The sequence below is a fragment of the Bradyrhizobium sp. SZCCHNS3016 genome, from assembly GCF_032484535.1.
Taxonomy (GTDB): Bacteria; Pseudomonadota; Alphaproteobacteria; order Rhizobiales; family Xanthobacteraceae; genus Bradyrhizobium.
Genome location: NZ_JAUETE010000005.1, coordinates 174,961 through 197,429 on the forward strand (window position 1 = coordinate 174,961; position 22,469 = coordinate 197,429).

The 22,469-nt window shown below is 65.2% G+C and carries 19 protein-coding genes; 9 read left to right on the forward strand and 10 right to left on the reverse strand.

The features are described from left to right. Nucleotides 1–75: 75 nt before the first annotated feature. Both QW881_RS12630 and QW881_RS12635 read right to left on the reverse strand, forming a co-directional pair. A complete protein-coding gene (locus QW881_RS12630) occupies nt 76–996 on the reverse strand; it encodes a DUF692 family multinuclear iron-containing protein (RefSeq protein WP_315757709.1) in 921 nt (306 codons plus the stop codon). Nucleotides 997–1,754: 758 nt separating this feature from the next. After that, on the reverse strand, nt 1,755–2,924 hold the full coding sequence (locus QW881_RS12635) for a M20 aminoacylase family protein (protein ID WP_315757710.1): 1,170 nt from the start codon (nt 2,922–2,924) through the stop codon (nt 1,755–1,757). 174 nt (nt 2,925–3,098) lie between these two features. Here QW881_RS12635 and QW881_RS12640 point away from each other — a divergent pair, with 174 nt between their 5' ends. Further along, a complete protein-coding gene (locus QW881_RS12640) occupies nt 3,099–4,718 on the forward strand; it encodes a GMC family oxidoreductase (protein WP_315757711.1) in 1,620 nt (539 codons plus the stop codon). A gap of 268 nt (nt 4,719–4,986) precedes the next feature. Here the strand turns inward: QW881_RS12640 and QW881_RS12645 are convergent, their stop codons facing one another. Next, nucleotides 4,987–6,159: an acyltransferase gene (locus QW881_RS12645; RefSeq protein ID WP_315757712.1), complete on the reverse strand. Its 1,173-nt coding sequence runs from the start codon at nt 6,157–6,159 to the stop codon at nt 4,987–4,989. A gap of 202 nt (nt 6,160–6,361) precedes the next feature. On the opposite strand from QW881_RS12645, the gene QW881_RS12650 reads away from it, so the two are divergent. The 4 genes from QW881_RS12650 to QW881_RS12665 all read left to right on the forward strand — a co-directional run bounded on the left by QW881_RS12650 (nt 6,362) and on the right by QW881_RS12665 (nt 9,075). After that, nucleotides 6,362–7,306: a metallophosphoesterase family protein gene (locus QW881_RS12650; RefSeq protein ID WP_315757713.1), complete on the forward strand. Its 945-nt coding sequence runs from the start codon at nt 6,362–6,364 to the stop codon at nt 7,304–7,306. A gap of 14 nt (nt 7,307–7,320) precedes the next feature. Then, nucleotides 7,321–7,638 carry a cupredoxin family copper-binding protein gene (locus tag QW881_RS12655; protein WP_315757714.1) on the forward strand — a complete coding sequence of 106 codons (318 nt, stop codon included), beginning with the start codon at nt 7,321–7,323 and terminating at the stop codon, nt 7,636–7,638. Nucleotides 7,639–7,735: 97 nt separating this feature from the next. After that, complete coding sequence (locus QW881_RS12660; RefSeq protein WP_315757814.1) at nt 7,736–8,290, forward strand: sigma-70 family RNA polymerase sigma factor; 555 nt, start codon at nt 7,736–7,738, stop codon at nt 8,288–8,290. Further along, entirely contained in the window at nt 8,287–9,075 is a 789-nt protein-coding gene (locus tag QW881_RS12665; protein ID WP_315757715.1) for an anti-sigma factor, read from the forward strand. The genes QW881_RS12660 and QW881_RS12665 overlap by 4 nt, the downstream gene beginning before the upstream one ends. A gap of 110 nt (nt 9,076–9,185) precedes the next feature. Here the strand turns inward: QW881_RS12665 and hpnO are convergent, their stop codons facing one another. Next, nucleotides 9,186–10,577 (reverse strand): aminobacteriohopanetriol synthase HpnO, encoded by a 1,392-nt coding sequence (gene hpnO, locus QW881_RS12670; protein WP_315757716.1) that lies wholly within the window; start codon nt 10,575–10,577, stop codon nt 9,186–9,188. Between the two features lie 101 nt (nt 10,578–10,678). Between hpnO and QW881_RS12675 the strand changes: the two genes are divergently transcribed. Then, a complete protein-coding gene (locus QW881_RS12675) occupies nt 10,679–11,305 on the forward strand; it encodes a DUF2147 domain-containing protein (protein ID WP_409999015.1) in 627 nt (208 codons plus the stop codon). A gap of 62 nt (nt 11,306–11,367) precedes the next feature. On the opposite strand, the gene QW881_RS12680 is transcribed toward QW881_RS12675, so the two are convergent. Next, nucleotides 11,368–13,968, reverse strand: a complete 2,601-nt coding sequence (locus tag QW881_RS12680; RefSeq protein ID WP_315757718.1) for an MMPL family transporter — start codon at nt 13,966–13,968, stop codon at nt 11,368–11,370. A gap of 487 nt (nt 13,969–14,455) precedes the next feature. On the opposite strand from QW881_RS12680, the gene ispH reads away from it, so the two are divergent. Both ispH and hpnH read left to right on the forward strand, forming a co-directional pair. Then, on the forward strand, nt 14,456–15,382 hold the full coding sequence (gene ispH / locus QW881_RS12685; RefSeq protein ID WP_315757719.1) for a 4-hydroxy-3-methylbut-2-enyl diphosphate reductase: 927 nt from the start codon (nt 14,456–14,458) through the stop codon (nt 15,380–15,382). A 34-nt stretch (nt 15,383–15,416) separates the two neighbouring features. Beyond that, on the forward strand, nt 15,417–16,565 hold the full coding sequence (gene hpnH / locus QW881_RS12690) for an adenosyl-hopene transferase HpnH (RefSeq protein ID WP_315714889.1): 1,149 nt from the start codon (nt 15,417–15,419) through the stop codon (nt 16,563–16,565). Nucleotides 16,566–16,666: 101 nt separating this feature from the next. Here hpnH and QW881_RS12695 read toward each other — a convergent pair whose 3' ends face one another. From QW881_RS12695 to QW881_RS12715, 5 genes are all read right to left on the reverse strand, one after another. Continuing rightward, nucleotides 16,667–17,431: a phosphorylase gene (locus QW881_RS12695; RefSeq protein ID WP_409998094.1), complete on the reverse strand. Its 765-nt coding sequence runs from the start codon at nt 17,429–17,431 to the stop codon at nt 16,667–16,669. Nucleotides 17,432–17,776: 345 nt separating this feature from the next. Next, nucleotides 17,777–19,027: a hydroxysqualene dehydroxylase HpnE gene (gene hpnE, locus QW881_RS12700; RefSeq protein ID WP_316158380.1), complete on the reverse strand. Its 1,251-nt coding sequence runs from the start codon at nt 19,025–19,027 to the stop codon at nt 17,777–17,779. Further along, the gene (gene hpnD / locus QW881_RS12705) at nt 19,027–19,866 is read right to left on the reverse strand and encodes a presqualene diphosphate synthase HpnD (RefSeq protein WP_315813071.1); all 840 of its coding nucleotides are present in this window, start codon (nt 19,864–19,866) and stop codon (nt 19,027–19,029) included. The genes hpnE and hpnD overlap by 1 nt, the downstream gene beginning before the upstream one ends. Next, a complete protein-coding gene (hpnC, locus tag QW881_RS12710) occupies nt 19,863–20,741 on the reverse strand; it encodes a squalene synthase HpnC (protein ID WP_315779683.1) in 879 nt (292 codons plus the stop codon). Before hpnC ends, hpnD begins: the two co-directional genes overlap by 4 nt. 224 nt (nt 20,742–20,965) lie before the next feature. Next, nucleotides 20,966–21,202, reverse strand: coding sequence for a hypothetical protein (locus QW881_RS12715; RefSeq protein ID WP_315714894.1), 237 nt, complete (start codon nt 21,200–21,202; stop codon nt 20,966–20,968). Nucleotides 21,203–21,678: 476 nt separating this feature from the next. Between QW881_RS12715 and QW881_RS12720 the strand changes: the two genes are divergently transcribed. Next, nucleotides 21,679–22,173 (forward strand): hypothetical protein, encoded by a 495-nt coding sequence (locus QW881_RS12720; RefSeq protein ID WP_315737293.1) that lies wholly within the window; start codon nt 21,679–21,681, stop codon nt 22,171–22,173. Nucleotides 22,174–22,469 lie beyond the last annotated feature (296 nt).

The window sequence follows — 22,469 nt, forward strand, 5'->3', positions numbered from 1 at the left end:
ATCGGGTGATCCATGTGACGAGACCATCGTCTCTCAACACGCGACGCCAAGTGCTCCATACCAGTTCGGCATTCATCACGCGGCCTCGCTGCGGGTGGTACGGCGGCTCGCCGGTCCATAGGCGCGATCCCAGGCATTCCGCGCCCGCTCCAGGTCGGAGAGGATCAAGTCAGTGGTGCGGTCCGTATCGACCCGCTCCCCCGCGCAATAGAGGGATTGCGTCTCGTATTCGAGAATGACGGCCCCGGGGCGCGCCCGCGCCAGGACGTCATCGAGAAGGTCCCACACCTCTTCGGCGACCTGCGTGTCGTGAAGATCGTGATACTGGCCGCCGATCCAGCGCCCGCCTGCGAGGTGGATGGAGATGATGCGCTCGGACGGGATCGTCGCCAGGAAGCGTTGAATGGAGTAGCCGCGTGAGCCGTGGTTCTGCGCATTCGCATACAGATTGTGAAGATCGAGATGCAGATAGGTCCCCGATAATTCCAGGATTGCCGCGAGGAACTCTTCCTCGGGCATCTCGCTGCCGGGACAGGTCCGATAATAGGCTGCGTTTTCGTGCGCGAGCGGGACGCCGTAGAGCGCCTGCAGCGTGCGCGCCCGCTCGGCGAGCCGCACGACCTCCGCGCGAGAAAACTGCAGCGGACTGCTCCACACATCCGCCCAGGACGCATCGCTGTAGAAGCAGTGATTGGCAACCCAGGCCACGCCGAACTTCCTGGCCAGCGGCACGTGTCGGCGCACCGCGGCTGTCGCCGTCAGATCCTCGAAGCCGAAATCTCCGCCATAGTTCGAATGTCCGAGCAGCGGAAACTTGCCTGAGACATCACGGACGAGTTCGATGGCACGGGGAGACAGCACCCCCGGGCCATCGAGGGGGCTCATGATCGAGTCGAACAGGATTTCGAGCGCATCAAGCGGCTGGTCGAGGAAGGGAAACCAGCCGACCAGTTCCGGGTTGAATTGGAGTCCCACTCCAAGACGCGGAAAGCTCATAGGTCTCATCTCCGACCAGCCCGTCCACGCCGGCTCAGCCAGCGCGCCGGGATTTCTTGCAGGAGATCTGCTTCAGGAGGCAGCACACTTTGCGGCTGTGGCCGCACAGCGCGCCGCAGTTGCTGCGCATCGCGCAGCGGTGGCCGCACACCGTGCCGAGGCCGCCTTAGCCTGGGCATGCGCTGCCGTCGCAGCGCACTTGGCCGAGTTTGCCGCGCATTGCGCCGCAGTTGCCGCACACTTGGCCGCGGCCGCAGCCGCTTCCTTCACGGAGAGCTTCTTGACGTCCATGGGGGTTCTCCATCTGTGGAATCGAACTGGTGAACAAGGAAATTTCAGACAGGCAATGAACGCTCGATCACGAGCAGTGAGCAGAAACACGAATGACTATAACTTACTCGCTTTCGTTGTAAATACCTTAGGTTGTGTCTTTGAAAACACTTGCCTGTTACGACAGTGACGCTGGCGGAAATTTATTTCAGCTCCGCAGACGGGCGCGCGTCGTCAGCTGCGCATCGCGTGACGCGCGCCGATACAGATCATCATTGCAGCGATGCCCGTCGTTGGGACGTGAGGAGAATTCGTAACAAACAAGCCGCACGATCGATGCAGGCGGATCGAATCAATACGCGCTGCGCCCGTCAGCACCAGAGGCGGCAAAATAGCAAACACGCGCCCCATCCATATGACAGGGGCGCCGACTCCGGTCGGCGCCCCTGTCTGGCGGATCAGTTCATCTGAGATGGCTAGGCCGCGGCTCACGCCGCCAGCGTGTTCTCCACCACCTTGATGAAGAACGAGGTGCCGTAGACGATCGCCTCGTCGTTGAAGTTGTAGGCGGGATGATGCAGGCCGGCGGAGTCGCCGTTGCCGACGAAGATGAAGGCGCCGGGACGAGCTTCGAGCATGTAGGCGAAGTCCTCGCCGCCCATCATCGGCGGCATCTCGTGCACGTTGGCGTCGCCCGCGACCTCCTTGGCGGCGCGGATCGCGATCTCGGTCTGCTCGGCGTGATTGATGACGACGGGATAGCCGCGCGCATAGTTCAGGTCGATCTTGGCGCCGGTCATCTGGGCGACGCCGGTCACGACCTCGCGCACCCGCTTCTCCATCAGCTCGCGCACCTTCGGCGTCAGCGTCCGCACCGTGCCGCGCAGCACCGCGCTCTGCGGAATCACGTTGCGGGCGTTGCCGGCGTGGAACTCGCAGATCGACAGCACCGCGGCCTCCAGCGGATCGACGCTGCGCGACACGATCTGCTGCAGCGCCGTGACGAGCTGGGCGCCGACGAGAAGAGAGTCGATGCAATTATGCGGCTTGGCGGCATGACCGCCATGGCCCTCGATGGTGATGTCGACCGCGTCGGTCGATGCCATCAGCGCCCCCTGGCGAATGGCGAACGCGCCGACCGGCAGGCCGGGGCCGTTGTGCATGCCGTAGACCTGATCGATCTTGAAGCGGTCGATCAGCCCGTCCTTGATCATCGCGTCCGCACCGCCACCGCCCTCCTCGGCCGGCTGGAAGATCACGGCGACCTCGCCGGCGAAATTGCGCGTCTCCGCGAGATAGCGCGCCGCGCCGAGCAGCATCGCGGTGTGGCCGTCATGGCCGCAGGCATGCATCATGCCCGGGGTCTTCGAGGCATAGGGCAGCCCGGTCGCCTCCTCGATCGGCAGCGCGTCCATGTCGGCGCGTAGTCCGAGCACCCTCACCTCGCCATGGCCGGGCTTCCGGCCCTTGATGACGCCGACCACGCCAGTCTTGCCGAGGCCCGTCACGACCTCGTCACAGCCGAACTCGCGCAGCCGCTCGGCGACGAAGGCCGCCGTCCGATGCACATCGTAGAGCAGCTCCGGATGCGAATGGATATCCCGCCTCCAGGCCTGGATATCGGGCTGCAGATCGGCGACGCGGTTGACGATGGGCATGGGGAATCTCGTAACTCCTGTGGGACTTTGCGCCTGTTTAGCATGCAAAAGCCGCACCGCCCAAGATAAGGGCTGCGCCCGTCTCATGGCTCGGTCAACCAGCCATGAACGTGGCGCTTGTCCGGGCCCGTCCGGGCTGACTAAAAGCCTGGCAATGATGGGAAGGGAATGCCGATGCCGAGACAGCTCGAGGGGGATTTCGACTATATCGTGGTGGGCGCCGGCACTGCCGGCTGCATCCTCGCCAACCGGCTGTCGGCCGATCCGAACAGCCGCGTCCTGATTCTCGAGGCCGGCGGCAACGACAATTGGATCTGGTTCCATATTCCGGTCGGCTACCTCTTCGCGATCGGCAATCCACGCTCCGACTGGATGTTTCGCACCGAGGCCGAGCCGGGCCTGAACGGCCGCTCGCTGGCCTACCCCCGCGGCAAGGTGATCGGCGGCTGCTCGGCGATCAACGCCATGATCTCGATGCGCGGCCAGGCCGCGGACTACGACCATTGGCGCCAGCTCGGCCTCTCCGGCTGGTCCTATTCCGACGTGCTGCCGGTGTTCAAACGGCTGGAGGATCACTTCCTCGGAGAGAGCGAGCATCACGGCACCGGCGGCGGCTGGCGCATCGAGGCGCCCCGGCTGTCCTGGGCGGTGCTGGACGCGGTCGGCGACGCCGCCGAGCAGATGGGCATCCGCCGCATCCCCGACTTCAATACCGGCGACAATGAAGGCATCAGCTATTTTCACGTCAACCAGAAGCGCGGCCGGCGCTGGTCCTCCGCGCGGGGCTTTCTCAAGCCGGCGCTGAAGCGACCTAACCTGCGGCTCGAAACCAACGTCCTCGTCGACCGTCTGATCGTGGAGAACGGCCGCGCCACAGGCGTGCGCTTCCAGCAGAATGGCGAGACCATCGAGGCCCGCACCAAGGGCGAGGTGATCCTGAGCGCCGGCTCGATCGGCTCGGTGCAGGTGCTGCAGCGCTCCGGCATCGGCCCGGCCGAGTGGCTCAGCGAGCTCGGCATCGATGTCGTCATCGACAGACCGGGTGTGGGGCGCAATCTGCAGGACCATCTGCAGCAGCGCGCGATCTACAAAGTGTCGGGCGTGAAGACGCTGAATGAGACCTACTACTCGCTGGTCCGCCGCGGCCTGATGGGGCTCGACTATGCGTTCCGGCGCCGCGGGCCGCTGACCATGGCGCCGTCGCAGCTCGGCATCTTCACGCGCTCGGACCCGAGGCGCGACCGCGCCAACATCCAGTTTCACGTGCAGCCGCTGTCGCTCGACAAGTTCGGCGATCCCCTGCATCGTTTTCCCGCGATCACCGTCAGCGCCTGCAACCTCCGCCCGACCTCGCGCGGCACCGTTCGCATCCGCTCCGCCAGGATCGACGAAGCGCCGTCGATCACGCCGAACTATCTGGCGACCGAGGACGACCGCCAGGTCGCGGCCGATGCCATCCGCGTCACGCGCCGGCTGATGAAGCAGAATGCGCTTGCGGCCTACAGGCCGCAGGAATATCTGCCCGGCCCGACGGTCGGCGATGACGACGCCGCGCTGGCCAAGGCCGCCGGCGACATCGGCACCACGATCTTCCATCCCGTCGGCACCGCCAGGATGGGCACCGCAGACGATCCGATGGCGGTCGTCGACGAGCGGCTGCGCTTCCGCGGCATCGAACGGCTGCGCGTCGCCGATGCCTCGATCATGCCGACCATCACGTCAGGCAACACCAACACGCCGACGGCGATGATCGCGGAGAAGGCGGCGTCGATGATCTTGGAGGATGGACGCTAGGCGCTCACGTCCGACTCCTCATTCCCGTCATTGCGAACGCAGCGAAGCGATCCAGGGTCCCGACCCCACTCTGGATTGCTTCTTCGCCTTGGGCTCCTCGCAATGATGCGGGAATCGTACGGTGGGCAAAGCGGCGCCGAAGGCGGCGCGTGCCCACCGCCGTGCGGCAGACTCGGCGGCACGGCGGCGGGCACGGCGCCACTAGTATCTCGGATGTGAGAGAGCACGGCATCGCCTTTGCCCACCCTACGCATCGCCGCATGCTGACCTAGATGATCCGCGCCACTAGCGGAACCCGGCGCAACAGTGCTGCTGCGAGCCAGCTCACCGACAGCGTGCCGATCAGCACGATCGCGAACTTCACGGCGGCCGGCCACGCCGGGTCGTAGACCAGATATTGCAGCCATAGCAGCGGCAGGAAGTGCAGGAGATAGATGCCGTAGGCCGCTGGCTGGACGCGATCCATCAGCGCCAGCGGCGCCTTTGCCCAGCGCTGAAAGAAGGTCGGCACGGCGAACGCCATCGCAGCACAGAAGCTCGCGACCGCCATGCCATAGGCCGCGCGCCACCATAGCGGCGGTGAATCGAAATCGGCGATCCAGTTGTGATGCGCGTAGGCCAGCAACAGGATCGCGCCGTAGCAGCCGTAGGAAAGACCGAACCAGATGCACCAGCGCCGGACCAGTACGCCATCGGCTGCGAACGGCCCCGCCCGCAGCCCGGCGGCACCGATCGCGATGCCGGCGACGAAGAAGGTCGGGTAGAGCAGCACCCGGCTCGCCTGCAGCGGCAGCGGAAAATGTCCGGGCATGAACCAGAATCCGTCACCGAAGCCGAGATGCGGCGGCAGATAGGCCAGGTTGGCGATGACGGCGAAGATCAGGAAGCCAGTGACCGGATAGTGCAGCAACGTTCCGGCCCAGCGCCCGAGTGCGCCGATCGCCTGCGGTGCCAGGACCCAGACGAGCGCAGCCAGTATATCAAACCCCAGCAGCACGCCGAGAAACCAGGCCGAGCCGGACGGCCACGGCCCCTCGCTGATCATCCGCCACCACACCGCGCTGAACTGATCCTCGGCCACATAGTAACGGTAGTAGGCGATCGGCATGATCGCGAAGATCGAAACGATATAGGGCACGCCGAGCCGCAGCGCGCGGCGCCCGACATAGTCCGACGCTCCTCTGCCCGCCAGACTCGCCGGCACGAACAGGCCGGAGATGAAGAACATGCACGACATGAAGTAGCTGTCGTTGAATAGCGCGACCAGATCAAAGCCGAGCCAGTGCATGCGGTCGCCGCCCTGACCGAAATCGGTGTAGTTGATCGCGGAGTGATAGAGCACGACCGAGAGCGTGATGAAGGTCCTGGCGCGGTCGAGCGCCACGATCCGATCGCGCGACGTCTCGGTTCGTTGCAGGGTCGGGGTCACGCGCTCATGCATCGACGTCGCATCCAGTCCATCAGCCGCTGATATATTTCGCGCGGCCCTGCGCCACATCCTGCGTGAACAGGTGAGCCGTCGGCCATTGCCGGCATGATCACGAACACGTCATCGCTTTTTGATCGCGAGAAGCCGGGAATAAACCCAGGCCACCACCGCTCTTCTCACCCGCAAGCCCGATGACGGGCAACGGGAGATGACGATGAGCCTTGGTGATCATGACGAGAGCGGCGTCAGCCGCCGCAAGGTGCTGGAATGCATGACGTGGGCCGGCACGGGCGTGCTCTGGACCTTGTCGGGCGGCGTACCACGCTCGCTCGGCCTGGTCGACGCGGCGCAGGCGGCCGAGCAGCCCGCCTCCGGTCTGACCTTCCTGCAGATCAGCGACAGCCATGTCGGCTTCGACAAGCCGGCCAATCCCAACGCGATCGGGACGTTGGAAGAGGCCGTGAACCGCATCAAGGCGATGCCGGTGAAGCCGGCCTTCATGATCCATACCGGCGACATCTCGCATCTGTCGAAGGCGGCCGAGTTCGACGATGCCGACCGCATCATCTCGCAATCCCGGCTCGACGTGCACTACGTGCCGGGCGAGCACGACTTCCTCGACGAGGACGTCAAGCTCTACAAGGAGCGCTACGGCAAGGGCAGCCGCGGCGCCGGCTGGTATTCGTTCGACGCCAATGGCGTGCACTTCATCGGCCTCGTCAACGTGGTCGATCTCAAGGCCGGCGGGCTCGGCAATCTCGGCGCCGAGCAGCTTGCCTGGCTGGAGCAGGATCTCAAGGGCCGCTCCAGATCCACGCCGATCGTGGTGTTCGCGCACATCCCGCTGTGGACGGTGTATCCGCAATGGGGCTGGGGCACCGAGGACGGCGGCCGGGCCCTCGACACCCTGAAGGGGTTCGGCTCGGTGACGGTGCTGAACGGCCATATCCACCAGGTGATGCAGAAGGTCGAAGGCAACGTCACCTTCCACACCGCGCGCTCGACCGCGTTCCCGCAACCGGCGCCGGGCACGGCGCCCTCGCCCGGCCCGATGAAGGTCGAGGACGCAAGGCTGCGCAGCCTGCTCGGCATCGCCAGCATCGATTTCAAGGTCGGTGACGAGCGCCTCGCCATCATCGATACGCCGCTTGCGGGCTGAGGGACGAAAACGCGATGATCCAGCTTGTTCTTCGCGGTGCCGGCTTGGCCGCCGTACTGCTTGTTTGCGCCACGCCGGCGCACGCCGAGACCATCAAGGTCACGATCGACAATTTCACCTTCACCCCGGCTGCGCTGACGGTGAAGGTCGGCGACACCGTGACCTGGACCAACCATGACGACATCCCGCACACGGTGGTGTCGGCCGGGAAATACAGGTCGAAGACGCTCGATACCGACGACAGCTTCTCCTTCACCTTCGCAGCCGCCGGCGACTACAAATATTTCTGCTCGCTGCATCCGCACATGACGGGACTGGTCAAGGTTGAGTAGCATCGCGAACCAGGGCATGAGCATCGTCACATGGACCGGTCGGCGGCGCAGCGCCGGCCGCGCCGTGCGACCGCGAACCGAGCCGGAGACCACGCCGGTGACAACAGCCAGTGACGATCCCGAGAGGGCGCGACGCTTCCGCGAGGCGGCGCTGCCCTATCTCGACGACGTCTACACCCTGGCGCGCTATCTCCTGCGCAACCCTGCCGACGCCGAGGATGCCGTGCAGGAATGCTACCTGCGTGCGCTGAAGCATTTCGACACTTACCGTGGCCCGGCGATGAAGCCGTGGCTGTTCGCGATCCTGCGCAACGTCTGCCACGCCGAGTTCGCACGCCGCGCCGGCGCGCCGGTCAAGGCGCTCGACGATGCGCCGGAAGCGGCCGAGCAGCCTCCAATCTGGCAGGAGAACGCCGAGACGCCGGAAGGCGCCGTATTGCGGGAACGTGATGCCTCGGCGATCCGCCGGCTGATCGACACGCTGTCCGAGCCGTTTCGCGAGACCTTCGTCATGCGCGAGGTCAACGATCTGTCCTATCGCGAGATCGCGGCGGCGGCCGGCGTGCCGGTCGGCACCGTGATGTCGCGCCTCGCCCGCGCCCGCGCGATGCTGCGCACCGCCTGGCTCGCGCGGGAGGAGCCACAACGATGACCTGCGATGAAACCGAGATCCTGATCCACGCGCTGGCCGATGGCGAGCTCGACGCCGGCCACGCGCGCGAGGTCGAAGCCCATGTTGCGAGCTGCCCGCGCTGCGCCGCGGAGCTTGCTGCAATCCGGCAGATGAAGCAGATGCTCGCCGGCACCGACCTTGGCTACAAGGCGTCCCCCGCCTTGCGCCAGCGGATCGAAGCCGCCCTGCCGCCGGCCGATGCGGCCTCCATCACCCCGCCCGCTGCAGTGCCGAGCCGACGCACGCTGCTGCGAGGCTTCGCCCTGGGCTCGGCGGTGTCGGCGCTGGCCGCCACCGGCCTCGTCGCCATCGTGCTGCGCAATGACGACCAGCAGCGGATCGAGGCCGAGATCGTCTCGGCGCATCTGCGCTCGTTGCAGGCCGGCCACCTCACCGACGTCATCTCGACCGATCAGCACACCGTCAAGCCCTGGTTCAACGGCAAGCTCGACGTCGCGCCTCCGGTGATCGACCTCACCGCACAAGGCTTCACGTTGATCGGCGGGCGGCTCGACTACGTCGACGCACGCGCGATCGGCGCCGTGGTCTATCGCCGCCGCCAGCACGTCATCAACCTGTTCGTGGCGCAGACCGCGTCTACCGAGCGCCGCGCCGCACGGATGGACACCGTCCAGGGCTTCAACATTCGCTCTTGGCGCGACCGCGGCCTGAGCTATTGGGCGGTCAGCGATATCGGCGCCGACGAACTCAACGAGTTCGGCGAGCGGTTCGAGCGCGCGATGGGTGCGAACAAGGAGGGATGACGCGCTCTCGCGCTTCAGTCATTGCGAGCGAAGCGTGCCCACGGTCTGTCCGGAGACGAACTGAAACGGTGGGCACGGCGCTACGCGCCTTTGCCCACCCGACGCGAACATCACGCCGATTTGCGGATCGCGTTGTCGACCAGGGTCTTGCCGAGCGACCAGATCGCGCCGGGGACCTTGTGGCTCTGCGCGATGACGTCGTCGAAGGCGCGCTCGATCCAGGCGCAGTCCTCTTCGGTGATGGTCAGCGGCGGCAACAGCTTGATCGTATGCAAGCCGTGGCCGGCGACCTGGGTCAGGATCTTGTGATCCTTGAACAGCGGCACCGTGATGAGCTGGCAGAACAGGCCCTTGTTGGCGCTCTCCAGCATGGTCCACGACGCCTTGAGGCGCAGCGATTTCGGCGGACCGAACTCGACGCCGATCATCAGTCCCTTGCCGCGCACTTCCTTGAGCAGCTCGTAGCCCGGCACCATCCGCGTCAGCGCCAGCCGCAGCTCGGCGCCGCGCTTGGCGGCGGCCTCGACCAGCTTCTCGGCCTTCATCACCTCGAGCGTGGCAATGCCGGCGGCCATCGCGAGGTCATTCTTGGCGAAGGTCGAGCCGTGCACCACGGCGCGGTCCATGCGGTTGAAGATCTTGTCGAAGATCTGCTTGCGCGTCAGCAGCGCGCCGACCGGGACATGGCCGCCGGACAGCGCCTTCGACAGCAGCACCATGTCGGGCTCGACATTCCAATGTTCCACCGCCAGGAACCGGCCGGTGCGTCCCATGCCGGTCTGGATCTCGTCGGCGATGAAGATGGTGCCGTATTTCTTGCAGAGCGCGGCGGCGCCGGGCAGGAACTCGTCGGAGGGCATGTTGACGCCCTTGCCCTGGATCGGCTCGACGATGAAGGCTGCGATCTCGCGCGACGACAGCGCCTGCTCGAGCGCGGCAAGATCGTTGAAGGGGATGGCCGTGCAGCCCGGCAGCAGCGGCTCGAAGCCGTTGCGGAAGTTCGAATCATCGGTCAGCGACAGCGCGCCGTAGGTGAGGCCGTGATAGGCGTGCCCGCAATAGACGATACCAGGCCGGCCGGTCGCGCCACGCGCGAATTTGATCGCGGCTTCCACGGTCTCGGCGCCGGAATTGGCAAAGAACACCTTGTCCAGATACGGGACATATTCCAGCAGCCGCTCGGCAAGAACACCCGCCAAGGTCGAGACGTCGAGCTGAACGAGATTCGGCAGATCGCTATCGAGGACGCTTTTCAGCGCAGCGCGCAGCGTCGGATGATTGCGGCCGATTGCAAAGACGCCAAAACCGCTGAGCAGGTCAAGATAACGGGCCCCATCACGATCGTAGAGATATTGCCCTTGTCCCTTCTGGAACCCAACATCATATCCAATCGTCTTGAGAACGCGGACAAGCTGCTCGTTCAGATGCCGAGAATGCATCGTGCTGCGCTGCGCTTGGCGCTCCACAAACATCTCGGAAACGTCTAGATTGGGTTTTAGCATCGGCTACATACTTCGGTTGATGGACGTGACGTCAACTGAAAACGCGCAATGCGGCGTTTTGCCCTCATTCGCACCATCAAAGCAAGCACGGGTTTCTGCCAATGTTGCATCGCCTTAGATATCTCATGTCGACGACACTAGCATACTCCGCAGTCGTGTTCGCAGCAGGAAATTCTTCCGCGCTCGCGGCCGACGCCACCGGCGACTGGCGGGTGGCCGACGGCGTCGCGAACATCCGAGTCGCACAATGCAATGGCAGCATGTGGGGCGTCGTGGCCTGGGAGAAGACCCCGGGCGGACGCGACAGCAACAACCCCGATCCGGCCCGCCAGAGCCGGCCGACGCTCGGCATGCCGATCCTGATCGACATGAAGAAGAAGCCCGGCGCAGACGCGTGGGAAGGCCAAGTCTACAACGCCAAGGATGGGCAGCTCTACAGCTCGACCATCACGCCGATCGATCCCGATCACCTGGAGATCAAGGGCTGCGTGCTCGGCTTCCTGTGCGGCGGCGAGACCTGGACGCGGGTCGCTCCGCCGATCCCATCGAGCCCCGTGAACAGCATGGCTAAAGGTACACAGAAACCAATCGCGCCAGCCCCTGCCCCGGCGGCCAAAACGACGACCGGCGTCGGCAGTGGCGCAACCGCATCGGCCAAGCCGGGACAAAAGCCCGCGGACCAGGTCGGCGATATCTGCCTGCTGCCCGATATCGCGCGCGCCCGTTAATTGGCGTCCGTCACCCGAACAAAAAAGCGGCCGAGAGATCGGCCGCTTTTTCTATTCCGGGATCACGAGCCCTCTTGCTCCTTGATCTCGCGAGGCTTGCCCATCAGCGCCGGCTGGAACAGCAGCACGGCGGCGAGCGTGGTGACCAGCGACAGCGCCAGCAGCTTGCCCATGCTGGACGTGCCGGGATGGCTCGACAGCCACAGGCTGCCGAAGGCGGTCGCCGTCGTCAGCGCGCTGAAGAAGATCGCCCGGGTCAGGCTGGTCTGCAGCAGGTTGGTGCGGCCGCCGCGCCACGCCACCACGTAGTAGATCTTGAACGCGACGCCAATGCCAAGCAGGAGCGGCAGGGCGACGATGTTGGCGAAGTTCAGCGGCAGCTTGATCAGCACGCAGATCTCCAACGTCACGGCTCCTGCAACCAGCAGCGGCACGATCGTCATCAGCACGTCGGTGAAGCGCTTCAAGGTCACCCACAACAGGAGGCTGATCACGACCAGCGAGTAGATGCCGGCGTGGATGAATGCCTTCACGATCGTGTCACCTGACTTCAGGATCGACACCGGCCCGCCGATCGCATTGGGCTCGGCCGCCAGCACCGCGTTGGCGAATCGCCGGAGATTGTCGTTGTCATTCGGATCCCCCTTGGGCTGCGCCTCGACCCGAATCAATCCGTCCTTGCTCTTCCACTGCGACACCAGCTCCGGTGGCAGGTTCGCGAGGCTGACGGGCTGCGCCTGCAACGTGGCGCCAAGCTGCGCCAGCGTGATCTTCCACGGCTCGACGAACACCGCCTGCGCCTTGTTGCGCACCGCTTCGCTGGCGCCCGCGAGTCTGGCAAGCGCGTCGGCGAGCCGCCGCGACGCGACCGCGCCCGGCCCACTGCTCTCGCCCGCGGTGCGCCGGAGATTGTCGACGGTCGAGTTCAGGGCGTCCACGTTCTCCTTGTCGCTTGGCGCCGCATCGATCTGGTCCGGACTGAGCGCAGGCCCCAGCACCTTCGCGCCCTGCGCGATCAGCTTCAGCTTGGCCGGCTGGTCCTGGGGGACGAAGCTGTCGAGCGACATCACGCGCGCCACTTCGGGGAGCTTCTCGAGCTTGGCCTCGATCGCCTTGGCCTCGGTCTCGGAGCGCGTCAGCACGTCGATCGCGTTGGCGCCCGTGTTCGGATCCTTTCGCAGGTCGAGATAGGTCGCGATCGACTCGGCGCGCGGATTGCGCAGGTTCATCGGGTTGAAGTCGAACTTCATGTAGTAGAGCAGCGGCAGGCCGGCGACGACCAGGCCGAGCGTGCCGACGATGATCGGCACCCGGTGCTTCTCCAGGAAATGATCGACCGGCGCCAGGAAGGCGTAGCCGACCGGCTCCTTCTCGCCGGGCGGATTGAGAATCCTCAGCAAGGCCGGCAGCACCGTGATCGACGACAGGAACGCGATGATCATGCCCGCGCCGGCGATGGCGCCGAGCTCGGAGATGCCCTTGTAGTCGGTCGGCAGGAAGCACAGGAAGCCGGCAGCCGTCGCCATCGCCGCGAGCGACAGCGGCACCGCGGAGCGGCGCGCAGCTTCCGCCAGCGCCTCCGGCAGATTGTCGTTCTTGAAGCGCTCGGAACGGTAGCGCACGCTGAACTGGATGCCGAAATCGACGCCCAGGCCGATGAACAGCACGGCGAACGCGACCGACAACAGATTCAGGGAGCCGACCATCATCAGGCCAACGGCCGTGGTGAGGGCGAGGCCGATGAACAGGTTGATGAACACGGCCGAGATGATCTTGGCCGAATGCAGCGCCAGCCACAGGATGATCAGCACGACGATCACGGTGCCGATGCCGTTGACGACGGCGCCCTCCTGCACGGTGGCGTATTCCTCGTTGGCGATCGGCACCGGCCCGGTCAGCCGCACGCGCGCATGAAAACGGTTCGGGAAATCAAGCTCGACCGCGGCCTGCCGGATAGCATCGGTGGCGGCCTTGCCCGGCTCGAGCGCCTGGTAGTCGAGGATCGGCTTGAATTGGATGAAGGCGCGCTTGTCACTGTCTTCGAGCGGCTTGTCGGCAATCAACTGGCGCCAGGAGAAGGTCGCATCGCCCTTGTCGAGCACGGTCTCGACGGTCTGGGAGATGTAGTCGAACGGCCGCGCAACGTTGTCGAGCTTGACTTGCCCGCGCTTGACGCCGGCAAGGCCGGTCTCCAGCGCACCGGTCAGGCCGCGGATCGAGGGGTCCCCGGCCATGATCTCGACCAGCGGTGCCGCCGCCGCGAACTGGTCCGTCAGCTGCTTGACCTCCTCGGTCGGCAGGAACAGCAGGCCGTTCCTGGCGAAGAACTCGCCGCCGCCGAGCAGCTCGACCGATGAGAAGTTCGCGGTGTCGCCCTTGAGCTTCTTGGCGAGCGCATCGGCCGCGACACCTGTCATCTCGGGCGTCGCCGCTTCGACCACCGCCAGGATCATCCGATCGCGATCGAAGGCCTGCTCGTACTGCTGGTCGCGCTTGCGCCAGTCGAGCTCGGGCGAAATCAGCTTGTTGATGTCGGTATTGATGGAGAAATGACGCGCCGTATAGAAGCCCGCGCCTACGGAGAGCAGCAGGGCCGCAATCAATGTCGGCCAGGCAAACCGGGTGCAGGCCTTGACGATCGAGACGACAAACGTGGTCAGCACTTCGTGACTTTCTAATGTTTAGAGAGCTGGGCGGAAACGTCCGCTTCATGGCGGAGTTCCCCGATCAGGGCGAGCCCCGGACGCACACATCCTGAGCGGCGCCCCGACCCGGCCTGGCCCAACCTTGAAGACGAGGATGGTCCCTCGACGGCGGATCAGGTCGAACGATGCACGGAACCGTCGGGGCGGCTGATATAGCGGCTGTTCTCGGCGGTAAAGTGACGAACGAGTGAGAGCATAACCAACTCAATTAATTGATCTAATTTATAATTACTAAATTACCTGCGGCCTGTCGCGGGCTGTGTGCGACGGGTCACATGCGAGCGACTTGCAGACTGGCTTTCCTCTTCGCTCGATTTTTGACACAAAGCCCTGCGCTTCCATCGGTGTGGCGGGCAATTGGGGCATTCGCTGGTGCGAATATTGCAGCCCCGTCGCACGCACGGAGGTGCCGGGTCGAAAGTGAGGCAACGTGGCTGGACGTCCCATGCAGGTGTATCTCGCGCAGCCGCGCGGTTTTTGTGCTGGAGTCGTGCGTGCGATCGAGATCGTCGAGCGCGCGCTGGAGAAGTATGGCCCGCCGGTCTATGTGCGTCATGAGATCGTCCACAACAAGCACGTGGTGGAGAGCCTGAAGGCCAAGGGCGCCATCTTCGTCGAGGACCTCTCCGAGGTGCCGCCGCGCGCCGTCACCGTGTTCAGCGCCCACGGCGTTGCCCGGACGGTCGAGGAGGAAGCGGCCGCCCGCGGGCTGCCGGTGCTCAATGCCACCTGCCCGCTGGTGACCAAGGTCCACAACCAGGGCAAGCGCTACATGTCCAAGGGCCGTACCCTGGTACTGATCGGCCATGCCGGTCATCCGGAGGTCGAGGGAACCATGGGTCAGGTTCCCGGCCCGGTCCACCTCGTGCAGAACGTGGCCGATGTGGCCACCCTGCCCCTGCCGGTCGATAGCCCGCTGGCCTATATTACCCAGACCACGCTCAGCGTGGACGACACCAGGGACATCATTTTAGCCCTTCAAGCCCGCTTTACAGACCTTCAAGGTCCCGATATCCGGGATATCTGCTATGCGACACAGAACCGGCAATCTGCGGTAAGGGACTTAAGCAAGCTGGTGGACGTCATCCTGGTGGTGGGCGCCGCCAACAGCTCCAACTCGAACAGACTGCGCGAGATCGGCACCGAGGCCGGGGTCGCAAGCTATCTGATCGCTGATGGCAGCGAGCTCGATCCGGTTTGGCTGAAGGATGCCAAGGCCGTCGGCATCACCGCCGGCGCCTCGGCCCCCGAAGTCCTCGTCGACGACGTCATCGAAGCCCTACGGCGCATCGGACCGGTTGAGGTCGCGGTGGTCCCGGGGCGGGAAGAAAACATCGAATTCCGCCTGCCGGCCGAATTGGTCGCGGGCTGATCGGTCCTCGTTTGGTCCAGAAAGAAGAGACGTAATGGCAATCCCCTTCCATAAGGAACTGCGTATCGGGGCCTATCTGATGAAGCAGAAGCTTCTCGGCCGGAAACGCTATCCGCTCGTGCTGATGCTGGAGCCGCTGTTTCGCTGCAACCTGGCGTGCGCCGGCTGCGGCAAGATCGACTATCCCGACGCGATCCTCAACCGCCGCATGAGCGCGCAGGAGTGCTGGGACGCGGCCGACGAATGCGGTGCGCCGATGGTGGCGATCCCCGGCGGCGAGCCGCTGATCCACAAGGAAATCGGCGAGATCGTGCGCGGCCTGGTCGCCCGCAAGAAGTTCGTCTCGCTCTGCACCAACGCGCTGCTGCTGGAGAAGAAGCTCGACCTGTTCGAGCCGTCGCCGTATTTGTTCTTCTCGGTGCACCTCGACGGCCTGCGCGAGCATCACGACAAGGCGGTCTCGCAGAAGGGCGTGTTCGACCGCGCCGTCTCCGCGATCAAGGCCGCCAAGGCGCGCGGCTTCACCGTCAACGTCAACGCCACGGTGTTCGACGGCCATCCCGCCGAGGAGATCGCCAAGTTCCTGGACTTCACGACCGAGCTCGGCGTCGGCGTCACCATGTCGCCCGGCTATGCCTATGAGCGCGCGCCGGACCAGGAGCACTTCCTCAACCGCACCAAGACCAAGCAGCTGTTCCGCGACGTCTTCAAGCTCGGCAAGGGCAAGAAGTGGAATTTCATGCATTCCGGTCTGTTCCTCGACTTCCTGGCCGGCAACCAGGAGTTCGAGTGCACCCCCTGGGGCATGCCTGCGCGCAACATCTTCGGCTGGCAGAAGCCCTGCTATCTGCTCGGCGAGGGCTACACCAAGACCTTCAAGGAGCTGATGGAGACCACCGACTGGGACTCCTACGGCACCGGCAAGTACGAGAAGTGCGCCGACTGCATGGCGCATTGCGGCTACGAGGCCACCGCCGCCAATGCGGCGCTGACCAACCCGATCAAGGCGATGTTCGTGTCGCTGCGCGGCATCAAGACCGAGGGTCCGATGGCGCCGGAGATCGATCTCTCCAAGCAGCGCCCGGCGCAGTACGTGTTCTCGTCGGAGGTGCAAAAGCGCCTCTCCGAGATCCGTCACGACGAGGCAATCGAGGCGCAGCAGAAGGCCTCGACGGCCGCCTGATCTTCACGGCTCTGATCAATCAAAAGGCCGCCGAGTGATCGGCGGCCTTTTTCATTCAACTGATCTCTGGATCGGGATGAACGCTACGCTCCGCAAACGGCTCACGCCTCGGCAGCAGCGAGCGTTTCGGTCTCGAGGAAGTGCTCGGCGGCGAGCATGCCGCTCAGCAGCAGGTCGCGGGCGCCGCGCAGCGAGCGCAGGGCGCGATTGAACTCGATGCCCGTCGACACCAGGCCACGCAGCACGGCCGGATTGCGGGCGACACCGCGCAGGATCATCGGCAGGTCGATGTCGCCGTTCGGCTTGATGGCGTCCTTGGCGAGCGACGGGAGGGTGCGATGGGCGGGATCGGAGATCACCCGCAGCGCCGCGAACGGCAACCCGTATTCGGCAGCATAGGCGGCGGCGATGTGGCTCTCCATGTCGACCGCGGCCGCCCCGGTCTTCATGCGCAGCGCCGCCTTGCGGGCCTGAGCCACGACAACCTCTTCGGCCCCGGCCAGCACGCCGCGCACGACGCGGCGCTTCTTCAGGGCGGCGCGGGCGATGTGCTCCTCACGCAGGGAGAGCCCAGACAGCCAACGGGCATCGCCCGCAGTCACCTCGGTGGCGACGACGATGTCGCCGGCCTTGAGGCTGGGATCGAGGCCACCGGCCACGCCAAAACTGACGACGCCGCGGATCGAGGTCGGATCGAACACGGTGAGCAGCGAGCGCAACTGCCTGGGGTCGCTCGAGCTGCAGATCACCATCATGCCGGGCCCGGCAGCAATCCGGGCCTCCTGCACCAAGCCCGTCACGACCAAGACCGGCCGCGGATCAATCGGGCGATCCGCGGACGTATCGTCCCCCATCCCCAACTTCACAATCCGACCCCTGACACCTTCTCGGACGTCGCGTGAGCCGACGTCTCCGTCTCTTGTTCCAAAGCCTCAGCCACGGCGGCGCCAGAGCGGAAAGGCCTTAACAAACCGAGGATTACGCAGAAAAAATCCGCGAGGAAACCCCGTTTGCGCCGCACTGCACCCGTACCCGATGCGTTTTTTGCCTGGTGTTGCCATTTGGCCCCGCCGATCCCTGTTCCGCCCTGGAACAAATTGCGCCGGCGCCACCAAGCGTGGAACTTTAAGCAAGAACTACGCCACGAAAATGTGAGACTCGCGGCGCCGGCGGCATGACGGCGCGGCCAGATTCGCGCCGCCCTGCACCGGTCAGCCGTGCCCGAGCAGGAGATTCGCAGCGCGGTCGCCGGAGCGCACCGAGCCTTCGATGGTTGCCGGCAGGCCGGTATCGGTCCAGTCCCCCGCCAGAGCGAGATTGCCGAACGCCGTCTTCGCTCCCGGTCGGAGCGCGTTCTGCTCGGGCGTCGCCTCGAAGGTGGCGCGACGCTCGCGCACGATCTGCCACGGCGGCAGCTCCGCCTTGATCCCGGCGGCCTTGCAGACGTCGGCCCAGATCGCGGCGGCGAGCTCCTCGCGCTGCATGTCGACCAGCCGATCGCCATTGCTGATGGTGACCGAGAGCCGCTGCGGGAAGGCGAACAGCCATTCGACCAGGCCGCCGACCACCCCGAGCAGAGCTGGTGCATCGCGCGGCGGCGTGATGCGGAAATGGGCATTGACGATGGCGCGATATTTCGTCGGCCCCGTGAGCCCCGGCAGCAGGGCCATCGCCGGCCGCGGCGGCACGGCGAGCACCACGACGTCGGACGGACCGAGCGCGACGGTTTCATCGCCGCCGAACCTGAGCCCGGTGACACGACCACCCGCATCGTCGAGGCCGCGCAGCTCGCGGCCGATCCGCACGCTGCCGCCCTTGCCTTCCAGGAATTTCACGGCCGGATCGATCAGCACGCCCGACAGGCCATCGCGCGCGATCAGCGGCCGGCAGGCCTGGCCGCCGGCGAGCAAGGTCTCGCGGACGATGGCGCCGGCGAGCCCCGCCGATCCTTCCGGCGGATCGCAGTTCAGTGCCGCGAGCAGCAGCGGCTGCACCAGGCGGTCGTACAGCGTACCCTTGCAGGGAATCGTGCTGCCGATCGTCTTGGACGTACCTGCCCAGATCAGCGGCGACAGCGCGAGGTAGTCGCCGAGCTTGGTATCCGGCACGCGGCGGCCCTCGTCGAACACCCACAGCGGCAGGCGGCCGTTGCCGAGATCGAGCAGCCAGCGCTGGCCGCTCCGGATGTCGACGAAGGCGAACTGCGCCTTCTCCGGCCCGACCAGCCCCGCTTCCGAGCCGATCGCGCGGGCATAGGACAGCACGTGATGATTGGCCGACAGCAGCAAATGGTTGCCGTTGTCGATCACCAGGTCGGTCGCGGCGTCGTAATAAGACCGGCAGCGGCCGCCGAGCTGCTGCGTGGCCTCGTGGACGTGCACGATGTAGCCCGCATTGGCGAGCCGCACGCCGGCGGAAAGGCCGGACACGCCGGCGCCGATGATGTGAGCGGTCTTTTGCATCAGATGATTGCGTAACGGAGGATGATGCCGATCTTCGTGAGCTTGCTCACGCGGACGGGCTCGCGCGGCAGCGCGAAGCCACGTTCGAGCAGGAGGTCGAACACGGCGCGGTAGTATTTCGACATGATGCGCGGCGCACGCACGGCACGCCGGCGGTTGCGCCGCATGATCTCGTCGGCCTTCTCGAAATGCGTCTTCGCCCTGACGGCAACCGAGTTGCAGACCTTGGGAAGCGCGCGCTCCTGCGTCACCTTGGCCGGATCATCGCCGGTGATTCCGGCGAACAGCAGCGCCTCGCGCGGCAGATAGAGCCGGCCGATGGCCGCGTCCTCGTCGATGTCGCGCAGGATGTTGGTGAGCTGCAGCGCGCGGCCGAGATGGTGGGCCAGCAGGATGCCGTCCTCCTCAGGCATGCCGAAGATGCGCACCGAGAGGCGGCCGACCGCGCTCGCGACCCGGTCGCAATAAAGGTCCAGCGTGGCGAGATCTGGCGCGCGGATCTCCTGCGGCACGTCCATCTCCATGCCGTCGATGATGGCGAGGAAATCCTCCCGCTTCAGGCCGAACGTCTTCACCGCGGCGACGTAGTCGCGCAGCCGCGGCGGCGGGTTGCCCTGGTAGAGCGCGTCGATGTCGTCGCGCCATTTCTGCAGCGCCGCCAGCCGCTCGGGCCGCGGCCCGTCGGAATCGGCGATGTCGTCGACCTCGCGGCAGAAGCTGTAAACCTGGAACATCGCATCGCGCTGGGCGCGCGGCAGGATGCGCATGGCGGCATAGAACGAGCTGCCGGACGCCGCCGTGCCGTGATCGATATTGTCTGCGGTCGCCTCGAGGGTCATGCGCCGGCTGCCGATTTGGTGACGGGATGACGCCCGGCCACGCGGCGACCGATCTCGCCCATCACCGACGTGAAGGTGAGACCGAGCATGCCGATGGGCGACAGGTGCACGCGCTCGCTGAGTGGATCGCGCACCTTCAGCAGCGCCACGATACGGTCGGCGAAAGCCTGGATCACGGCGATCTCCAGTCCGAAACGGAAATCCTTGACGCCGCTGTTGAGGTCCCTGCCTTCATCGAGCAGCGCCGCGTTACGCACCGCGAGCTTCTGCAGGCAGGCCAGCAGTTGCGGCGGCGATCTGGACTCGCCGAGCATCTCGACGGTGGCGCCGGCTTCCGCCAGCGCATCGCGCGGCAGGTACACGCGGTTGAGCGCCTTGTAGTCCTTGCCGCAGTCCTGCAGGTGGTTGTTGATCTGCAGCCCGGCGCAGATCGCGTCCGAGGCCGGCCAGGTCGCGGTGGACTCGCCGTGCACATCGAGCATGAAGCGGCCGACCGGCATCGCCGAGTAGCGGCAGTAGTGGATGACCTCGTCCCAGTTCTCGTAGCGCAGCTTGGTCACGTCCATCCGGAAGGCAACCAGCAAATCGAGCGCATGCCGGGGCGGCATGCCGCGCTCGGCGAGCGCCCGGCGCAGGCTGACGGCGACATCCTGGGTCTCGCCGGTCCCGGTCAGCTCGGCTTCGAGCAGATCGAGCAGCCGCAGCTTCTCCTCACCCGGCAGGCTCGGATGATCGGCAATGTCGTCGGCTGTACGCACGAAATTGTAGAAGGCGAGGATCAGCGCCCGGTGCTCTGGACGGATGATCCAGGAGGCCACCGGAAAGTTCTCGTCCCGGTGTGTCTTGCCGGATCGCAAATCGCTCGCGGTGGTCATGGACGAAAACAGCTATCAGGTTGAAAGGGCGCTACCGAAAACAATGCCCGCCGCTTCGCTCATGCGAACGGATTGCTCGCCCCCATATAGGCGAAGATCCAGCCAAAACCAATGCAATCGATGTCGGGCAGCCCATAGGATCGAACCGCCGCCCTGCCCTGAGGGGCGGGCCGGCGGTCGTTAACCAAAAGAGTTCGGAAACAACCGTTCCGAACGGCAACCGCTTACTGGTTGTGGGTCTTCAGCACCTGATCGCAGGCCGGGCTGATCTTGGGGCGGTTCTCCTTCAGGCACGCAAGGATCGTGAAGTCACCCTGATCGATGACGGCACGGCAGAACTTCTGAACGTCACGCGTGCAGGCCGCCTGCTCTTCGGGCGTGCCGCCGCGGCCTTGCGCGAACGCGCCGGTGGAAACGGACACCGACGACAGCAGGGAAAGTGCCAGGAAAATCTTACGCATCGTGTTCCTTCATTTTGACAGCAGAGGAGACCTCCCGGATCGCCGATGCTGCCCGGGAAACACCTGTTTGGTTTGGCAAGGACCGCAAGCCCCCCAGCGCCGGAGGTACGCTGCCAAATGCGGCCAAATTTGCGCCCTATGATCCCGAGCGGATCAAGCTCGGAGATCACAGCTTTGGCACAAACAAGGCGTTGATACTAGGGCGTTATTCTCGGAACACGTTTTTCGCATTTGGCTGTTGCAAGCTTGCCGCGCGGACCGTTAGATGCAGCGCCGTCGAGGCGGCTTGCGTGCAGCCGTCTTGCGAGGACGACCATTCGGCGCCGACCCGTCGCACGGTGTCGGCGGGCATCATGGCATCCGGTCGCAGCGCCCGACCGGCCGTCATTTGAACCTAACCTTCGGCGAGAACACCAAGTGTTCGAAGCGGCGGCGTACGCCGACACAGCGGTGTCATTTTGGATGGGAAACTCGATATGAAACTGTTCGGCTCACCTTTCTCTGGGCGCGTCGTCAAGGCCGCCGGTCTCGGAGCGGCATTGTTCGTGGCGGCGACCGCGGTTCAGGCTCAGTCGGGCCCGTTCGCAGGCTTCGACGGGTCGTGGTCGGGCAACGGTACGGTCGCGCTGTCCGACGGCACCACCGAGCGCATCCGCTGCAAGGCCAGCTACAAGGTGGCCGGCGCCAATCTGAAGCAGAGTCTGCAATGCGCCAGCGACAGCTACAAGTTCCTCCTGACCAGTGACGTCACCAGCCAGGGCGATCGCATCTCCGGCAACTGGAGCGAATCCAGCCGCAACGTGAACGGCGAGCTGCAGGGCACCGCCGGCAACGGCCAGATCGACGTGTTCGTGCAGGCCGCCGGCTTCGCCGCCAGCATCACCCTGAGGACCAGCGGCAACAAGCAGGTCGTGCAGATCTCCTCCAAGGGCGAGATCCGCGGCGTCAACATCACGATGTCGAAGACCTGAACGGTCGCGACACCGTCAGCAACGGAATGCGCGAACGGCCCTGACGACGTCAGGGCCGTTTTGTTTTTTTGAGACATCAGAGACCATGAGCATTGGGCCCCCCGCTGTCGTCGCCCGGCTTGCCGCCTTCGCTAAAGCTCCGGCGCGCCCCTTGAACTCATGGCCGCGTCGAAGCCGAATGCGCAGACGGGACCGGGCGACCCAGCATCAAGAGGCAGTCGTGACTAAGCCGATAAGCCGCGGCGTACTGGATCGCCCGCGTCGTATGCGGGCGATGACAGTGTTGGATTGGGCCT